This is a genomic window from Alteromonas sp. NFXS44 (assembly GCF_040148705.1).
GTDB lineage: Bacteria > Pseudomonadota > Gammaproteobacteria > Enterobacterales > Alteromonadaceae > Alteromonas.
Genome location: NZ_JAGDEA010000002.1, coordinates 110,069 through 125,480 on the forward strand (window position 1 = coordinate 110,069; position 15,412 = coordinate 125,480).

At 49.1% G+C, this 15,412-nt stretch carries 17 protein-coding genes; 5 read left to right on the plus strand and 12 right to left on the minus strand.

Features of this window, described 5'->3' with window-relative positions:
* The first annotated feature begins 15 nt into the window (after positions 1-15).
* Entirely contained in the window at positions 16-1,335 is a 1,320-nt protein-coding gene (pepQ, locus tag J3369_RS03690; RefSeq protein ID WP_349583928.1) for a Xaa-Pro dipeptidase, read from the plus strand.
* Between the two features lie 105 nt (positions 1,336-1,440).
* Here the strand turns inward: pepQ and ispB are convergent, their stop codons facing one another.
* Positions 1,441-2,415, minus strand: a complete 975-nt coding sequence (gene ispB, locus J3369_RS03695) for an octaprenyl diphosphate synthase (protein ID WP_349584550.1) — start codon at positions 2,413-2,415, stop codon at positions 1,441-1,443.
* Positions 2,416-2,725: 310 nt separating this feature from the next.
* Between ispB and rplU the strand changes: the two genes are divergently transcribed.
* From rplU to folA, 4 genes are all read left to right on the plus strand, one after another.
* Positions 2,726-3,037, plus strand: coding sequence for a 50S ribosomal protein L21 (gene rplU / locus J3369_RS03700; RefSeq protein ID WP_349583930.1), 312 nt, complete (start codon positions 2,726-2,728; stop codon positions 3,035-3,037).
* Between the two features lie 15 nt (positions 3,038-3,052).
* Positions 3,053-3,310, plus strand: coding sequence for a 50S ribosomal protein L27 (gene rpmA / locus J3369_RS03705; RefSeq protein ID WP_070125553.1), 258 nt, complete (start codon positions 3,053-3,055; stop codon positions 3,308-3,310).
* A 182-nt stretch (positions 3,311-3,492) separates the two neighbouring features.
* Positions 3,493-4,656: an Obg family GTPase CgtA gene (gene cgtA, locus J3369_RS03710; protein WP_349583933.1), complete on the plus strand. Its 1,164-nt coding sequence runs from the start codon at positions 3,493-3,495 to the stop codon at positions 4,654-4,656.
* A gap of 22 nt (positions 4,657-4,678) precedes the next feature.
* Positions 4,679-5,182: a type 3 dihydrofolate reductase gene (gene folA, locus J3369_RS03715; protein WP_349583936.1), complete on the plus strand. Its 504-nt coding sequence runs from the start codon at positions 4,679-4,681 to the stop codon at positions 5,180-5,182.
* Between the two features lie 97 nt (positions 5,183-5,279).
* Here the strand turns inward: folA and rpoS are convergent, their stop codons facing one another.
* The 11 genes from rpoS to J3369_RS03770 all read right to left on the minus strand — a co-directional run bounded on the left by rpoS (position 5,280) and on the right by J3369_RS03770 (position 15,289).
* On the minus strand, positions 5,280-6,230 hold the full coding sequence (gene rpoS, locus J3369_RS03720) for an RNA polymerase sigma factor RpoS (protein ID WP_474845368.1): 951 nt from the start codon (positions 6,228-6,230) through the stop codon (positions 5,280-5,282).
* 119 nt (positions 6,231-6,349) lie between these two features.
* Positions 6,350-7,219, minus strand: coding sequence for a peptidoglycan DD-metalloendopeptidase family protein (locus J3369_RS03725; RefSeq protein WP_502877406.1), 870 nt, complete (start codon positions 7,217-7,219; stop codon positions 6,350-6,352).
* 9 nt (positions 7,220-7,228) lie between these two features.
* Positions 7,229-7,807, minus strand: a complete 579-nt coding sequence (locus J3369_RS03730; RefSeq protein WP_349583939.1) for a YqaA family protein — start codon at positions 7,805-7,807, stop codon at positions 7,229-7,231.
* Positions 7,804-8,439, minus strand: coding sequence for a protein-L-isoaspartate(D-aspartate) O-methyltransferase (locus J3369_RS03735; RefSeq protein ID WP_119499995.1), 636 nt, complete (start codon positions 8,437-8,439; stop codon positions 7,804-7,806). The genes J3369_RS03730 and J3369_RS03735 overlap by 4 nt, the downstream gene beginning before the upstream one ends.
* 84 nt (positions 8,440-8,523) lie before the next feature.
* Positions 8,524-9,273, minus strand: a complete 750-nt coding sequence (gene surE, locus J3369_RS03740; RefSeq protein WP_349583943.1) for a 5'/3'-nucleotidase SurE — start codon at positions 9,271-9,273, stop codon at positions 8,524-8,526.
* A gap of 39 nt (positions 9,274-9,312) precedes the next feature.
* Positions 9,313-10,383 (minus strand): tRNA pseudouridine(13) synthase TruD, encoded by a 1,071-nt coding sequence (gene truD, locus J3369_RS03745; RefSeq protein ID WP_349583945.1) that lies wholly within the window; start codon positions 10,381-10,383, stop codon positions 9,313-9,315.
* Between the two features lies 1 nt (position 10,384).
* Positions 10,385-10,858: a 2-C-methyl-D-erythritol 2,4-cyclodiphosphate synthase gene (ispF, locus tag J3369_RS03750; protein ID WP_349583948.1), complete on the minus strand. Its 474-nt coding sequence runs from the start codon at positions 10,856-10,858 to the stop codon at positions 10,385-10,387.
* A gap of 14 nt (positions 10,859-10,872) precedes the next feature.
* Positions 10,873-11,574: a 2-C-methyl-D-erythritol 4-phosphate cytidylyltransferase gene (gene ispD, locus J3369_RS03755; RefSeq protein WP_349583951.1), complete on the minus strand. Its 702-nt coding sequence runs from the start codon at positions 11,572-11,574 to the stop codon at positions 10,873-10,875.
* Positions 11,575-11,577: 3 nt separating this feature from the next.
* Positions 11,578-11,868: a cell division protein FtsB gene (ftsB, locus tag J3369_RS03760; RefSeq protein ID WP_349583954.1), complete on the minus strand. Its 291-nt coding sequence runs from the start codon at positions 11,866-11,868 to the stop codon at positions 11,578-11,580.
* 56 nt (positions 11,869-11,924) lie between these two features.
* On the minus strand, positions 11,925-13,634 hold the full coding sequence (locus J3369_RS03765; protein WP_349583956.1) for a TIGR03545 family protein: 1,710 nt from the start codon (positions 13,632-13,634) through the stop codon (positions 11,925-11,927).
* A 23-nt stretch (positions 13,635-13,657) separates the two neighbouring features.
* Complete coding sequence (locus J3369_RS03770) at positions 13,658-15,289, minus strand: methyl-accepting chemotaxis protein (RefSeq protein ID WP_349583959.1); 1,632 nt, start codon at positions 15,287-15,289, stop codon at positions 13,658-13,660.
* Between the last annotated feature and the right edge of the window lie 123 nt (positions 15,290-15,412).

Sequence of the window (15,412 nt, forward strand, 5' to 3'; positions counted from 1 at the left end):
AATAAATGAGGGTTTATGACCACACTTACCGCGTCCTACCGGGCACATATTGAGACACTTCAGTCCCGTACCAGAGAAGCTCTGCAGCGGGAAGGTCTGGACGGGCTGGTTATTCATGCGGGACAAAGTAAACGACTTTTCCTTGATGACAATGATTATCCGTTCAAGGTGAATCCTCATTTTAAAGCCTGGGTGCCTGTTGTAGATAACCCGCATTGCTGGCTGGTGGTTAACGGTACCGCTAAACCGAAACTCATTTTTTACCGTCCTGTGGATTTCTGGCACAAAGTACCACCTGAACCGGATGATTTCTGGACGGCTGAGTTTGATATCATCATGCTAAAGCAGGCTGACGCTGTCGAAAAACATTTGCCTTACGATAAGCAGAAATATGCCTATGTAGGTGAATATATTGAAGTGGCCAGCGCATTGGGATTCCACATTGTTAATCCTGACCGGGCGTTGAATTACCTGCATTATCAGCGGGCGTATAAGACTGATTACGAGATGCTGTGTATGCGCAAAGCCAATAAACTGGCAGTGCAGGGGCACCGTGCTGCCCGGGAAGCATTTATGGCAGGTGAGAGTGAATTTGCCATTAAGCAGGCTTATAACAGCGCGGGGGGCCAGGGAGACAACGACTTACCCTATACGAGTATTATTGCGCTCAACGAGCATGCATCTATTCTGCATTACATGCATTGTGACAATTCGGCACCGGATACGCCACGCTCGTTTCTCATTGATGCCGGTGCCTCTTTTCATGGTTATGCCGCTGATATTACGCGGACGTACAGCCACTCAGATCCTCTGTTCGCTGAGTTGATCGCACATGTGGATAAAGTTACGGTGACATTAGGCAATGCACTTAAACCCGGTGTTGCTTATACCGACATTCATATTCTTGCCCACGATGGCATTGCACAAATTCTTCATGATGTGGGGCTGGTCAATCTTAAGCCTCAGGAAATTGTTGAAAAACAAATCACCAGCACTTTCTTTCCTCACGGTATAGGCCACTTCCTTGGGTTACAGGTGCATGATGTAGGCGGGCTGGTGGCTGATGACCGCGGTACGCCAAAACCGGCACCGGAAGAGCATCCGTTTCTGCGTTGTACCCGTGTGGTGGAAGCCCGTCAGGTCTTCACTATTGAGCCCGGGTTATATTTCATCGACACGCTGCTGGCCGATTTGAAAGCCAGCGATAACTCTAAGTACATTAACTGGGATATTGTCGAACGGTACAGGCCTTTCGGCGGGATCCGTATTGAAGACAATATCATTGTACACCGGGACAGAAATGAGAATATGACCCGTGATTTAGGTTTGAACTAAGGAGCCAGATCTGTGATGGATCACAACCTGATCAGTGTGATCTTTATTGCGCTGATTGCAGGGGGGGGGATAGTAACAGGCCCGCAACAGCGGGCCTGAGAAGTCTTATTTAGTACGTTCTACAGCGATATGCGCTAATGCAATCAGCGCCTGTTTGTAGTCAGATTCCGGCACCGGAGCCAGTGCGGCTATGGCTTTCTGCGTTTCTTCATCCGCGCAGCGTTTGGTATATTCCAGCGCACCGGTTTCACTCATAATATTGACTATTCGTGACAGGTGAGGCAGGCCATTTGCTTTCTCAATGGCTTCTCTGATCAGTTGTTTATCCGCTTCATCTTCAGCGTGCCACATGGCATACAACAGGGGCAGGGTAGGCTTACCTTCTGCAAGATCATCGCCGGTGTTCTTACCCATTTCGTCTTTATCAGCCGCATAATCGAGAATGTCGTCAGCTAACTGAAAAGCGGTGCCCAGGTGTTTACCGTAATCCTGCATGGCTTTTTCAATGTGCTCAGGCTGCCCCGTCAGCACAGCGGCAAGCTGTGTTGCTGCTTCAAATAAGCGGGCAGTTTTGCCGTAAATTACGTCAAAATAGCGGGCTTCTGTGGTGTCCGGGTCATTACAGTTCATTAACTGCAATACTTCACCTTCGGCAATACGGTTGGTTGCGTCAGATAAAATCTCCATGACACGCATACTTTGCAGGTCGACCATCATCTGGAATGAACGGGAGTAAAGAAAATCGCCCACCAGTACGCTTGCCTGATTACCAAATATTGCATTCGCCGTTTGTTGACCCCGGCGTAATGTGGATTCATCAACCACATCATCATGAAGCAAAGTGGATGTGTGGATAAATTCAATGATCGCGGCCAGCGTGTGATGCTGATCTGTTGTGATCCCCATTGATCTCGCTGCCAGAACAGACAACAACGGGCGCAGCCTTTTTCCGCCACTGTTGACGATGTAAAAGCCTAACTGATTGATTAGAGCAACTTCTGAGTCGACTTGCTGCTGTATAAGCGCATTTACCGCTTTCATGTCCGCAGCTGTCAGCTCGCGGATCGCATTTATGTCCATGGGCATGTCGTGGGTATGTTTTACTGATTTCATTCTGAGCGCTGATTGTACCTGAATCTGAAAGGGTATCCACCCGCATGGTTTAAAAAACTGAAATGAATGAAAAAATAATCCCTTAGCAGCATTTCCCTGAAGGGGAAAATGCAGGTAAAATGCGGGCTTTTAGTAGTTCTGGCAGCGAATTGAGCCGAAGCGCGAAAAATAATCAAATTTTGTGTTTTTCGGGGTTGAGATCTCAGGATGTTTCACGTACAATTCGCGCCCTGTTTTTTGAATTGAAGCGTCAATGAGACGCAGAGCGGAGTAGAATATGTACGCGGTTTTCCAAAGTGGCGGTAAACAGCACCGTGTGGCTGAAGGCCAGACCGTTCGTCTAGAGAAGATCGAAGTCGCGCCGGGCGAGGCTGTTGAATTCGATAACGTATTAATGGTTAGCAACGGTGACGACGTTAAGATCGGCACCCCTTTAGTTGCTGGTGGCAAAATTACTGCTGAAGTAGTTCAGCACGGACGTGGCGATAAAATCAAAATCGTTAAGTTCCGTCGTCGTAAACATCACCGTAAACAAGCGGGTCACCGTCAGTGGTTCACAGAAGTGAAAATCACTGGTATCAACGCATAATAGGAGCACGAACACATGGCACACAAAAAAGCTGGTGGTAGTACCAAAAACGGTCGTGATTCAGAAAGTAAACGCCTTGGTGTTAAGCGCTTTGGCGGCGAATCTGTGCTTGCTGGTAACATCATCGTAAGACAACGTGGAACTCGTTTCCACGCTGGCGACAACGTAGGTATCGGTAAAGATCACACGTTGTTTGCTCTGAAAGACGGTAAAGTTCAATTTGACGTTAAAGGCAAGAACAACCGTAAATTCGTGAGCATCATCGGCGAGTAATCGCGGATTGACGTTACGCCGAACAGGCTTAAAAAACCCCGCGTAAGCGGGGTTTTTTGTTTTTAGTAACAAGATTTTTTCCGGGGTCCGCAGCCCTTCACCAGATTGGCGATGTAGTGATTGTCACAATGGTGTAAACTTAGCTTTCAAATACGGTAGTCGACAACGACTCGGAGTGACTAATGAAATTTGTTGATGAAGCTGAAATTCGTGTTGAAGCCGGCGACGGTGGTAACGGCACGGTTGGCTTTAGACGTGAAAAATATATCCCGAAAGGTGGTCCTGACGGCGGTGATGGTGGTGATGGCGGTTCTGTTTATCTGCAGGCCGATGAGAACCTGAACACCCTCATTGATTATCGCTTCGAGCGTTTCCACCGTGCTGAGCGTGGTCAGAATGGCCAGGGCGGAAACTGTACCGGCCGTGCAGGTGAAGATCTTACGGTAATGGTACCGGTTGGTACCCGTGCGACAGATGTGGAAACGGCAGAAGTGCTGGGCGATCTGACTAAGCACGGCCAGCGCCTGAAAGTCGCGCAGGGCGGTTTTCACGGTTTAGGTAATGCCCGCTTTAAAAGTAGCGTAAACCGCGCACCCAGACAGAAAACAAACGGTACGCCAGGTGAAATCCGCAATCTGAAGCTGGAGCTCATGCTGCTTGCCGATGTGGGCCTGCTCGGTATGCCGAATGCCGGTAAATCTACCTTCATCCGCTCTGTGTCTGCTGCTAAACCTAAAGTCGCCGATTACCCCTTTACCACACTGGTACCTAACCTGGGGGTTGTCAGACAGGATTCACAACGTAGTTTCGTTATTGCTGATATTCCCGGACTGATCGAAGGCGCGGCCGACGGTGCCGGTCTTGGTATCCGATTCCTGAAGCACTTGGAGCGCTGCCGCGTATTGTTACACATGGTTGATCTGTTACCGGCAGATCAGAGCGATCCTGCGGAAAACGCGAAGAAGATCATTGAAGAACTCGAGAAGTACAGTCCTAAGCTGGCAGCCAAGCCACGCTGGTTAGTATTCAACAAAGTTGATCTGCTTCTTGAGGAAGAAGTGGAAGCGTTGTGTGAATCGATTAAAGAGAAACTGGACTGGGATGGTCCTGTTTATCAAATTTCTGCTTTCCAGAAAATGAACACACAACAGCTTTGCCACGAAATCATGAATTACATTGAAACACTGCCTGCCGGCATCGATGAAGACGATGAGAAAGAGGCGGTAGAGTTTAAGTGGGATAGTTACGATCGTGAGACCATGCAGGGCGACCTGGATGATGATCTTGATGACGATGATGACTGGGATGAAGACGACTACGACGTTGAAGTAGAATACCGTCGCTGATATCGCGTCTTAAGGAGTAGTGATGAAGATTGCGATGATTGCCGCCATGGCACATAACCGGGTTATCGGCGCTGACAATGATATGCCCTGGCACCTGCCGGCCGATTTGAAGCATTTCAAGGCGGTAACATTAGGTAAGCCGGTGATCATGGGACGCAGAACCTGGGAGTCAATTGGCAGACCTTTACCTGGCAGACCCAATATAGTCATTACTTCTGCAGCAGCTTCAGATTTTCCTGACACAGTGACTGTGGTTACTAACGTCGACGAGGCACTCAGCGCTGCCAGTGAGATGGTCACGGAAGATGATGAAGTGATGGTGATTGGTGGCGGTAAGGTCTATGAAGCTTTTCTGCCTCAGGCAACCACTCTTTATCTGACACAAATAGCGTTTATTGTCGAAGGTGACACCTGTTTCCCTGATTACGATTCTCAGGGCGACTGGGTACGTTCAGATGTGGTTGAAAACCGTGCCGATGAGCATAATCCTTACGACTACACTTTCTTCACATTAACACGTAAATAGTCTTAAAATACATCAATCGGTATTTTATACAGTGCCGCCCGGTGCAACATACCGGGCAGAACGGCATAAACTGTATGGTCGGGTCAGACGGGTGAAATTACTCACCCATCTGATCGAACAGACTTTCCAGAGACAGTCCCTGATGACCCAGCATATCGCGCAGTCTGCGCAATGCTTCTACCTGGATCTGACGGACACGTTCCCGTGTAAGGCCAATTTCCGCACCCACATCTTCAAGGGTAGACGGTTCGTACCCTAATAAACCAAAACGACGTGCTAACACTTCCCGTTGTTTCGGATTTAACTCACCGAGCCATTTCACGATATTCGACTTCATATCGCTGTCCTGCAGGTTATCTTCCGGACCAAATTCATTATGGTCGGCAAGAATATCCAGCAGTGCCTTATCGTTTTCACCACCGATAGGTGTGTCCACCGATGTAATGCGCTCATTTAAGCGTAGCATGCGGCTGACTTCGTCAACAGGCTTATCAAGCTCTGTAGCTATCTCTTCTGCAGTAGGCTCGTGGTCGAGCTTCTGTGAGAGCTCACGTGCACAACGCAGATAAACATTTAATTCTTTGACTACGTGAATCGGTAAACGAATCGTGCGGGTTTGATTCATGATCGCCCGTTCGATAGTCTGACGAATCCACCAGGTCGCATACGTAGAGAAACGGAAACCACGTTCAGGATCAAATTTCTCAACTGCACGGATAAGACCCAGGTTACCTTCTTCAATCAGGTCAAGTAATGCCAGACCGCGATTGTTGTAGCGACGGGCAATTTTCACAACCAGACGAAGATTAGATACAATCATACGCTTACGGGAGGCCTCACAGCCTTTCAGTGCGCGACGTGCAAAATAAACTTCCTCTTCTGCGGTAAGTAGGGGTGAGAAGCCAATTTCTCCCAGGTACAACTGGGTGGCATCCAGGTTTTTCGGTAAGTCCTCCTGAACAAATACTGCATCATCCTCAGTATCATCCAGATCATTGTTAATTGCTTCACCAGCTTTCATATCAACTGGCATGTCCATCTCGTTCAACTCATCCCGAGACTTTGATTCGATTACAGCGGCTTTTGTTTGACCCACGACTGCATCTCCTGCGTTGTTGGTTACCCTGCGATGTTCTCCTCAAATTTTATTATTATTTATTGTTATTATTATCTTTTTGGCAGATACCTTTGGGGGTCTAACGACTTGCCCCGGTATCTCACTTCAAAATGAAGCTTGACCGAATCTGTTCCACTATCTCCCGTTGTCGCAATTTGCTGCCCTGCGGCGACCCATTGCTGCTCCTCTACAAGGAGCTTGTCGTTGTGTGCATAAGCACTCAACAGGGCATCGGTATGTTTAATAATTACCAGGTTACCGTACCCACGTAATGCACTGCCTGCGTAAACCACTTTGCCTTCCGCAGCGGCCAGAACTGGTGCGCCTCTTTGTGCGCTGAAATCCAACCCCTTGTTGCCTGATTCCGCATTACTGAATGTTAACGCTATGTTACCTGAGCTAGGCCAGACCCACTTTGATACCCTTTCAGGGAAATCCCTTCTGGCTGAATCTCTGGCACTTTTCGTCAAAGGTTTGACGCTGATAACTTCTTGGTTGTTAACATTAATTTCACGTCTACTGTACGCCTGTGGTTTATTCCGGTCAACACTCCTTTTGTCGTATATATTTCTGGTCGTACCAGTTTTTTCTTGAACTTTTTGTTTAGAAGTGTTCCCTGTCAACGCTGTCACAGGTTGTGGGTATAAGCGCAAAGTTTGACCGGGGTAAATATCGTAAGGTGCTGATAGAGAATTGTATTTTGCAAGATCTCTATAGTCATTTCCGGTAAACCAGGCGATAGCAAACAAGGTGTCACCCTTCTTTACCAGGTAGGTTTTGCTGTCTGACCCTTTTTCAGAATATTCAGTCTGACTATTAAGTAAAGTCACCGGTGCAGGGGCTGTTCTGCCACTGCAACCCGTCAAAAAAATGGCGAAAATGCAGGCGATTAAAGCATTTATTGCTCGCATTTTGCCCATTAATTTACCTCAGTGGAGTAAAAAATACGCAAGAACGGCCAGTCCGATTGTTAACCAACCGAGAATTTCCACGTATTCGCGGAGTTTGGCTTCCATGGCTGCACCACCCCATTTCATGAGACCGGCTACCAGAAAGAAGCGGGCACCACGACCTATTGCAGACGTTAAAATAAAAGGTACCAGAGCCATATTAAGGACACCTGCACTGATGGTAAATACTTTATACGGTATAGGAGAGAAGCCGGCGAGGAAGATTACCCATACGCCATAGGTCTCAAACCAGTCGATAGTGGTTTGCAGTTTTTCTTCGTAACCCGCAGAGATAATAAGCGGTTCCAGCCACGCCTCAAACGTGAAAAAACCCAGAGCATAGCCGGCGATACCGCCGAGTACAGATGCAATAGTGGTTAAGGCAGCAAACAACCATGCACGGTTGGGCTGTGACATGGACATTGGCGCCAGCATGACGTCCGGTGGTATAGGGAAAAACATAGATTCTGCGAAACTCAGTCCCGCAAGATAGCGATTAGCATGCTTGTGACGGGCCCATCGCAACGCCAGGTCATAGCATGGTTGAAAAATTTTCACTGAAGCTCTCCTGCAACCAGTGGTACAAAACGCACAGCTTCAATGGTCTCTGTTTTAAGCTCACCATCAATTCTGTCTACACATAACAAATTTTGCTGTTCGCTGCCTACCGGAATAATCAAGCGGCCACCTTCTTCAAGCTGGTCGCAGAGATCCTGTGGCAGGCTGCTCGCTGCGGCGGTAACCAGAATGGCATCATACGGGCCTTTGCTGGGCCAGCCTTTCCAGCCATCACCGTGTTTCATGGAAATATTGTGCAGGTTGAGTTGATTCATCCGGCGCTTCGCCTGAAACTGCAACGACTTGATACGTTCAACACTGTAAACGTGACCAAAAAGTTGTGCGAGGATTGCGGTCTGGTAGCCTGAGCCGGTCCCGATTTCCAGAATCTTCCTTGGACTGTTAGAGGCTTTGAGCAGCAACTCCGTCATTTTGGCGACAATATAAGGCTGAGAAATCGTTTGTCCCTGTCCTATGGGTAACGCCGTATTTTGATAAGCTTTGTGTTTGAGGGCATCGGGTAAAAATAATTCCCTTGGCGTGGATGCAATAGCGGTCAATACTTTTTGATCCCTTACGCCCTCGCTGAACAAAAGCTCAGCGAGCATTTCACCTTTTTTCAATGTTCTCATTGCTGCAAATGGTTTCCTGTTTTTCCCGTATCTTATTTCCGGCAGCCGGTTTGTGGTTAGCTGCCTTCACAGGTTTTATTGTTATCAGAGTTTTTTATTCAGCCAGTCTTCCATGTTAGTGAGGCTGTGATGAGCTGTCATGTCCACGCTTAATGGTGTCACAGAGCAGTAACCGTTAGCGATGGCATGAAAATCTGTGTCAGGGCCGGCATCCTGTTCGGCTCCGGCCGGACCGTACCAGTAAATTTCCCGACCGAAAGCATCTTTGGCTTTTACCATGGCTTCGGCACGGTGTCTGCGTCCCTGACGTGTCACTTTGATACCGGCGAGAGCATCGTATGGCACATCCGGCACGTTCACGTTCAATATTTGATTGGGGGGTAAAGGATGGGCCTGTAATTTACGGATAATATCCAGCACCACACGGGCTGCGGTTTCAAAGTGTTTGCCTTCGTGGCTGGCCAGTGAAACGGCAATGGCCGGCAGACCCATGTATCGTCCTTCGGTTGCTGCTGCTACCGTGCCGGAGTAAATAACGTCGTCACCCAGATTTGCGCCATGGTTAATACCCGACACCACCAGCTCCGGGTCGTCGTCAAGGAAACAATTAACGCCCAGGTGAACACAGTCTGACGGCGTGCCATTCACCGAATAAAAGCCGTTATCCAGTTGCTGAATGCGGAGCGGACTGTGCAGCGACAGCGCGTTGCTGGCACCGCTGCAATTGCGGTCCGGCGCGATCACGGTGACATCGTGCTCTGCGGTAAGTGTTTCGAATAAAACAGCAATGCCTTTGGCGAATACACTGTCGTCGTTACTTAAAAGAATACGCATGAAGGCTCCTGACGTTTGTTGTCCGGTAAGTCGCTTATACTAACTGCCGGCTGTTTCACCATTTGTGTCAACACAATCACGTAACACGGTAGTGGCATAGCAACCGGACGGTAAGCTGAAAGAAACAATTACTGTATCACCGTTATGTTGCCATTCAAGTTGCGCCGGCCAGATTTTTACCGGTCTGCGTTCCTGTCTCAGGCCGGCTTCACTGAGATAACCGGTAACGTCAGGGTATTTACCAGTTACAGCCAGTTCAAGCTCTGCCGCTTCACCGGTAACCGGTACATCACCTTTTCCCCACAGCGGCGCCGTAGGTGATAAATCTTTATCTTCGTAACGGGCTTGCAACCCGCTATCTTCAACGTTTTCAATAAAATAGCTGTGTGACCCGCTGAGCATCAGAGCGTCACCACTTATTACATCATTCAGTTTGCCAACACGGATGCGCTCACTGATGACTTCATTAAACAGCCAGCTCCTTAAGGCGGACAGTGCCATATTGCGTTTGTTGCGGTTGCGGATAGCTTCCCCGGCAATCATTTTTTCTGCCAGTTGCAGGTTACCGCCTTCCTGACGCTCGCCGGTTTCAGCGATCCGGACACTGCCAAAACGCTGCTCGCCGAAGTAATTGGGCACGCCGTTTCTGGCAGCCTGTTGCAGCGCCTCTGTCAGCGCAGTAACGTCGCTGACGGCACGCAGGGTAATGGTGAAATGGTTCCCTTTGAGCTGCCCGGTGCGTAATTTCTTATTGTGCCGTTCATGCTTAAGGATCTTTACGCCTTCAAGTTCCAGTCCTGAAAAGTCGAAATCCGGTTTTCCCGGAGCATGTAATCCGAACCACTGGCGGGTAACCGCGTATTTGTCTTTTCGTCCTGCGTAGGTCACATTCCGTAATGGCAAGCCGGTAAATTTAGCCAGTTGCTCAGCGACCCAGGCAGTATTGGCCAGCTTTTTTTCGACCCACAAAAATTGATGTTCACCGTCACCGCTGAAGCTGTAGCCAAGATCTTCGGTGACAACGAAGTCTTCAGGATGCGTCTTGAGTGCGGCGGTGCAGACCGGAGGAGTATCACTGTACAGCCAGTGCTGAGTGCGTAACGTGCTCATGTTATTCAACTCTGATCAGCACAACAGCGTGGGCTGCAATGCCTTCTTTGCGGCCGGTGAAGCCCAATTTTTCTGTTGTCGTGGCTTTTACGTTGATATCGTCAACAGCGCACCCGCAGTCACTGGCGAGAACTTCCCGCATTGTTTGTATATGAGGGGCCATTTTGGGAGCCTGCGCAATAATAGTCACATCGGCATTGCTCAGCACATATCCTCTTTCTTTCAGTAACCCGACTACGTGCCGGAGCAGAAAGCGGCTGTCCACACCAGACCACTCGTCATCAGTGTCCGGGAAGTGTTTACCAATATCTCCCATCGCTACAGCACCCAAAAGTGCGTCACACAATGCATGAATTAATACATCGCCGTCAGAATGGGCCAGTAAGCCCTGCTCGTAATCTATGCTGACGCCGCCGATAACAATGGGGCCTTCACCACCAAATTTATGAACGTCGTAACCATGACCAATACGCATAGGTGCCTCTTAAATTATAAAGTTTGGGTTTGTTGCAGATAAAATGCTGCCAGCGGCATATCGGCAGGGCGTGTAATTTTGATATTTGCCGGATTACTGTCAATCAGGGCTACCTTATGACCGGCTGCTTCCATGGCTGAGGCTTCATCGGTAACGGGAATATTTTTTTCCTGTGCCTGTATTAATGCCTGCCTGAGTTCGCCGGCACGAAACAGTTGTGGCGTCAGCGCATGCCATAGTTGTTCTCTGCATTCAGTGTGGGAAACAATATTGTTTTTACTCGCCATTTCCCGCTTCATGGTGTCTTTTACCGGCGTTGCCAGAATGCCGCCTGCCACGTCATCCCGTTCTCTGACCTGTAAAAGTGTGTCTATATCAGTCAGTGACACGCAGGGCCGCGCAGCATCGTGTACCAGGGCCCAGTCATTGTCGTTCAATTGTGAGAGGGCAGCGAATACCGAGTCTGCCCGTTCTGCTCCCCCATCAACCACAGTCAGCCAGGGGGCACTAGCCACCGGTAACTCCGGAAAGAAAGGGTCGCCGGCACTGACCGCTACTACAATATGAGAAATTTTCGGATGGGCGTGCAACGCAGAAAGCGTATGCTCAAGAATGGTTTTTTCGCCGAGCCTGAGATATTGCTTAGGTCTGTCAGCTTGCATGCGGCTGCCGACACCTGCTGCCGGTACCACAGCAACTACAGAAGGATGAGACATGGACTATTCGTTATCCGCGGGAAGGATCCGGTAGAAGGTTTCGCCCTGCTTAATCAGGCCCAGTTCATTTCTGGCCCGCTCTTCAATAGACTCAAGACCGATTTTTAAATCGCTGATATCAGCCTTAAGCAGATTGTTTCGCTGGGCAAGATTGTCGTTCTGTAACGACTGTTGCTGAACTTCCTGTTTAAGCGCAAGGTAGTCTGGCAGCGAATTTTTACCGGACCACAAGCGGTACTGGAGTAATCCCAGCAACACTATCAGTACAACGGTAACCCACTTATCTTGCCACACGGCAAACACCTTAACGTTAAATAAATGACTATTATGCCTGTACTGGTCCGGCGGGTCTACTGACCAAACTTGCTTTTAAGTTTGTCCAGCAGTTTATCCTTTCGCTTATCTATCACGCTGTTCAGCTGTGTTTTTAATAACCCTTCCAGTTCGCTGCTGTCTCCCTGCGCTGCTTTCAGCATGCTCTCCACACTCACCAGTTCGGTTTGTGTGTCTGACTGCAGGGCGCTGATCTTACTGTTGAGTTTATTCATGGCTTCGTTCAGCTTATCCTGTTGAGATGCCGTTAACTCTGTAAGTGCAGCCTGTGCCAGCTTATTATCGAGATCTGATTTGATACTGAAGCCGGGATCGCTGAGCGTACCGGATAACGCCATTTGCAAATCCAGCGACGATAGCTGTTTCAGCGCATTGGCAATGGCGGTAGTAAGTTTATTAGTGCCGGCGGCTTCCATCGCGAGCCCGGCAAGATCGATATCGCTGCCGCCACTGAGCTGGTTATCTTTTACAGACATACTTCCGGTGGCACTCATCAGGGCTTTTTGTAAAGCGGCAGAGAGTTTCTCACTTTTGACCATGGGAATGTCTGCCAGGTTAATGCCCGATAGCGACCATTGCTGGAAGGCCTCAACCACGCCGTCGTCTATGCGGAACTGCCCTGACGACTCAAACTGCTTAAGTAAGGCACCGGCAGCAGAAATGGTGAAGGTAGTCGCATCGCCGGCCACATCGTGCATGTTGGTGATGTTCTTCCATACGCTGCCAATGCTTTCATCCTGCCATTTCACTGACACTTCGGCGTCTTTAACCAGAATATAAGGTAAATCAGCAGGGGCTTCTTCTGCAGGTTGCGTATCACCCTGAATCAGAGGCAACACAATTTCTACGGCAGACATGAGGTACTGTGTATATTCCGCGGCTTTGTCGCCGAACACCATTTGTGTAACCTGCTGCATGGCGGCATCGTCGCCGGCGATAACATTTTTAATGAAATGGTAATCCTGCTGCGGGGCGTTCTTCAGGGCTTTTAGGCTGTCTGACAGGGCGGTTCTGGCATCGCCCGCTTTGTCAGTGAATTCCCGGATCCTGGTCCGGTCTGAGGTAATTTCCGCTTTCAGAGACTCAAGCTTTTCCTTTGCAGAAAGCAGGGTTTGAGGATCTTTATAATCTGTATTTTTCAGAGCCTCTATTTCTGATTTATAGAATGCGATTCGGGATTTGTCCGGAAGCGCCTTGTAGTTCGCTTTTAAATCTTCAGAGTAAGTGGTGTAAGCCTGTTGCGCCTGTTCCACCGCCGCAGTAGTTTTCAGCGGCGAGCGGGCCAGTAATTCATCCACCGTAGGTACAGCATCTTTGGCTTTTTGTTTCATTTCATCAAAGGTCAGACTCTGAGTTGGCTGACGGTATACCGCGCCAGGCGTACTTCTGGGCTGATTGAACTGCACATCCAGCACAGACAGTTTATTCACAATGACCTGATCTGACAGCAAGGGCATCAATGCCACATCGCCAAAAGCTTTGCCTACCACCACCTGATTCCTTGCCGGAGTCGTGGCATCCGTCAGTTGCACATTTTCAAGGGTAAAGGTAGTAGGGTACAGCGAGTGATCGAAACTGCCGATGTTTACCTCAGCCCCGTAAGATTCAGACAACTGAGATTCCAGTACGGACTTGATGAGGGCATTGGCAAACAGCCAGTACGCCACCACCAGCAGAACGATAATGAAAACGGGATAGTAGCGTTTCTTTACCCTCAAACCTGACATGAATAACTCCTGGTTGGATGCGGTCAGTACTGGAATTTTCGCATAGCCTGACGCGCCTGCTCAACATGACCTGCCAGTGCGATACTGGTTTGTGTCATTTCTTCTACGTTACTCACAGTATGCCTTGCGGACTCAGAAAGTTCATTTATTCGCAGGTTTACTTCCTGTGCCGCATCGCTTTGCTGGCCGGTCGCCTCCGCAATATGCCGGTTCTTAGCGGCGATGTCAGACATAATACTCAATAAAGTGCGTAATGTTTCATCTGCCTGCCTGATATTTGCAACGGTGCTGTCTACAGCAGACTGGCTGGTTTTAACTGCGTTCACTGCGGCAGATGAGCCACTTTGTAACTCCTGAATCATCTGCTGAATTTCATCAGTACTCTGACCGGTTCTGCTGGCGAGCGTACGTACTTCATCGGCCACCACTGCAAACCCGCGACCCTGTTCTCCGGCGCGGGCAGCCTCAATAGCCGCGTTCAGTGCCAGTAAATTAGTTTGTTCAGAAATACCCCGGATAACATCAAGCACGCTGCCAATCTTGTCGCTCTGCTGGGCAAGCTGGCTCACCGTATTCACCACGGATTCAATACTCTGGTTCAGCGACTGAATGTCTGTCACCGACTGTGTAACAGCCTGAATCCCTGCTTTTGCACTTTGCCCCGCCGACTCCGTAGAGTGGTCAGCCTCTGTAGCATGACGACTAACATCGCCAATATTCACGGTCATTTCTTCCATTGCAGAGGCAACCTGTATGGCATTGTGACTCTGCGTTTGTGCCTGACTTTCGCTGGACTGACGGATATCGGCTAACCGCGAACCTTCCTGGGCTACCTCTTCTATTGCACCATGGAGAGACTGCAGTGACTCCCTCACCTTCGCCACAAACGCATTGTAATGGCGGCTGAGTCTGGCTATTTCATCATTTCCGTCCTCAGGCAGTTCACGGGTTAGGTCACCCTGACCCTGGGAAATGTCTTTCATTCGCTCAGTGGTTGCCCGTAGTGGGGTAATAATGCTCTGACCAATTAACCAGGCAAACAGAATAACCAGGATCAAACACACCACACCAAGACCGATAAACACGTTGCGGATATGAGAAAACGCTGCGTCGAGACGGGTAAGGTAAATGCCGGTGCCAACGGTCCACTCCCAGGGGGCGAAACGTTTTACGTAAGATATTTTATCCACAGCTTTTTCGGAATTGGGCAATGGCCAGACGTAGGGAACAAAGCCTTCATTCTCAGACTTCACCAGCCGTGCCATGGTGACGAAGAACTTATCGCCGTTAGCATCTTTGAAATCCGTTAAATCCTGACCGTCAAGCGCGGGCTTCAGAGGATGCATGACCATGGCCGGCGTATCATCCTGGATCCACAAATAGTTACCGTCGTCATAGCGTATTGCTGCTATAACACCTTTGGCCTGCATTTGTGCTTCAGCGATGGTCATGTCCCCGTTTTCTGACAACGTGGAAAAGTGTTCCAGCACCGAGTAAGCCGACTCAACGATGTGTTTCGTCTCCTCATAAGCCTTGTCCTTTTGCGCTTCATAGTGTTGCTGCAACACTACCACTGTCATTAAAAGCAGCAGGCCTGCTACCAGCAGTACAAGAAAGGCTAACCGTTGAACAACGCTGAAATTTCGTAGCTTCATGATATCTCATCCATTTGTTTATGAAGGGAGTGTAGGAAAGCTTTCGTCATTCCGCCATATGAAAAGCGGTGAATATCAGTAAGAAAGTTGTATTTTCCGCTGGTCGTTTTCCAGGCCCGCTCA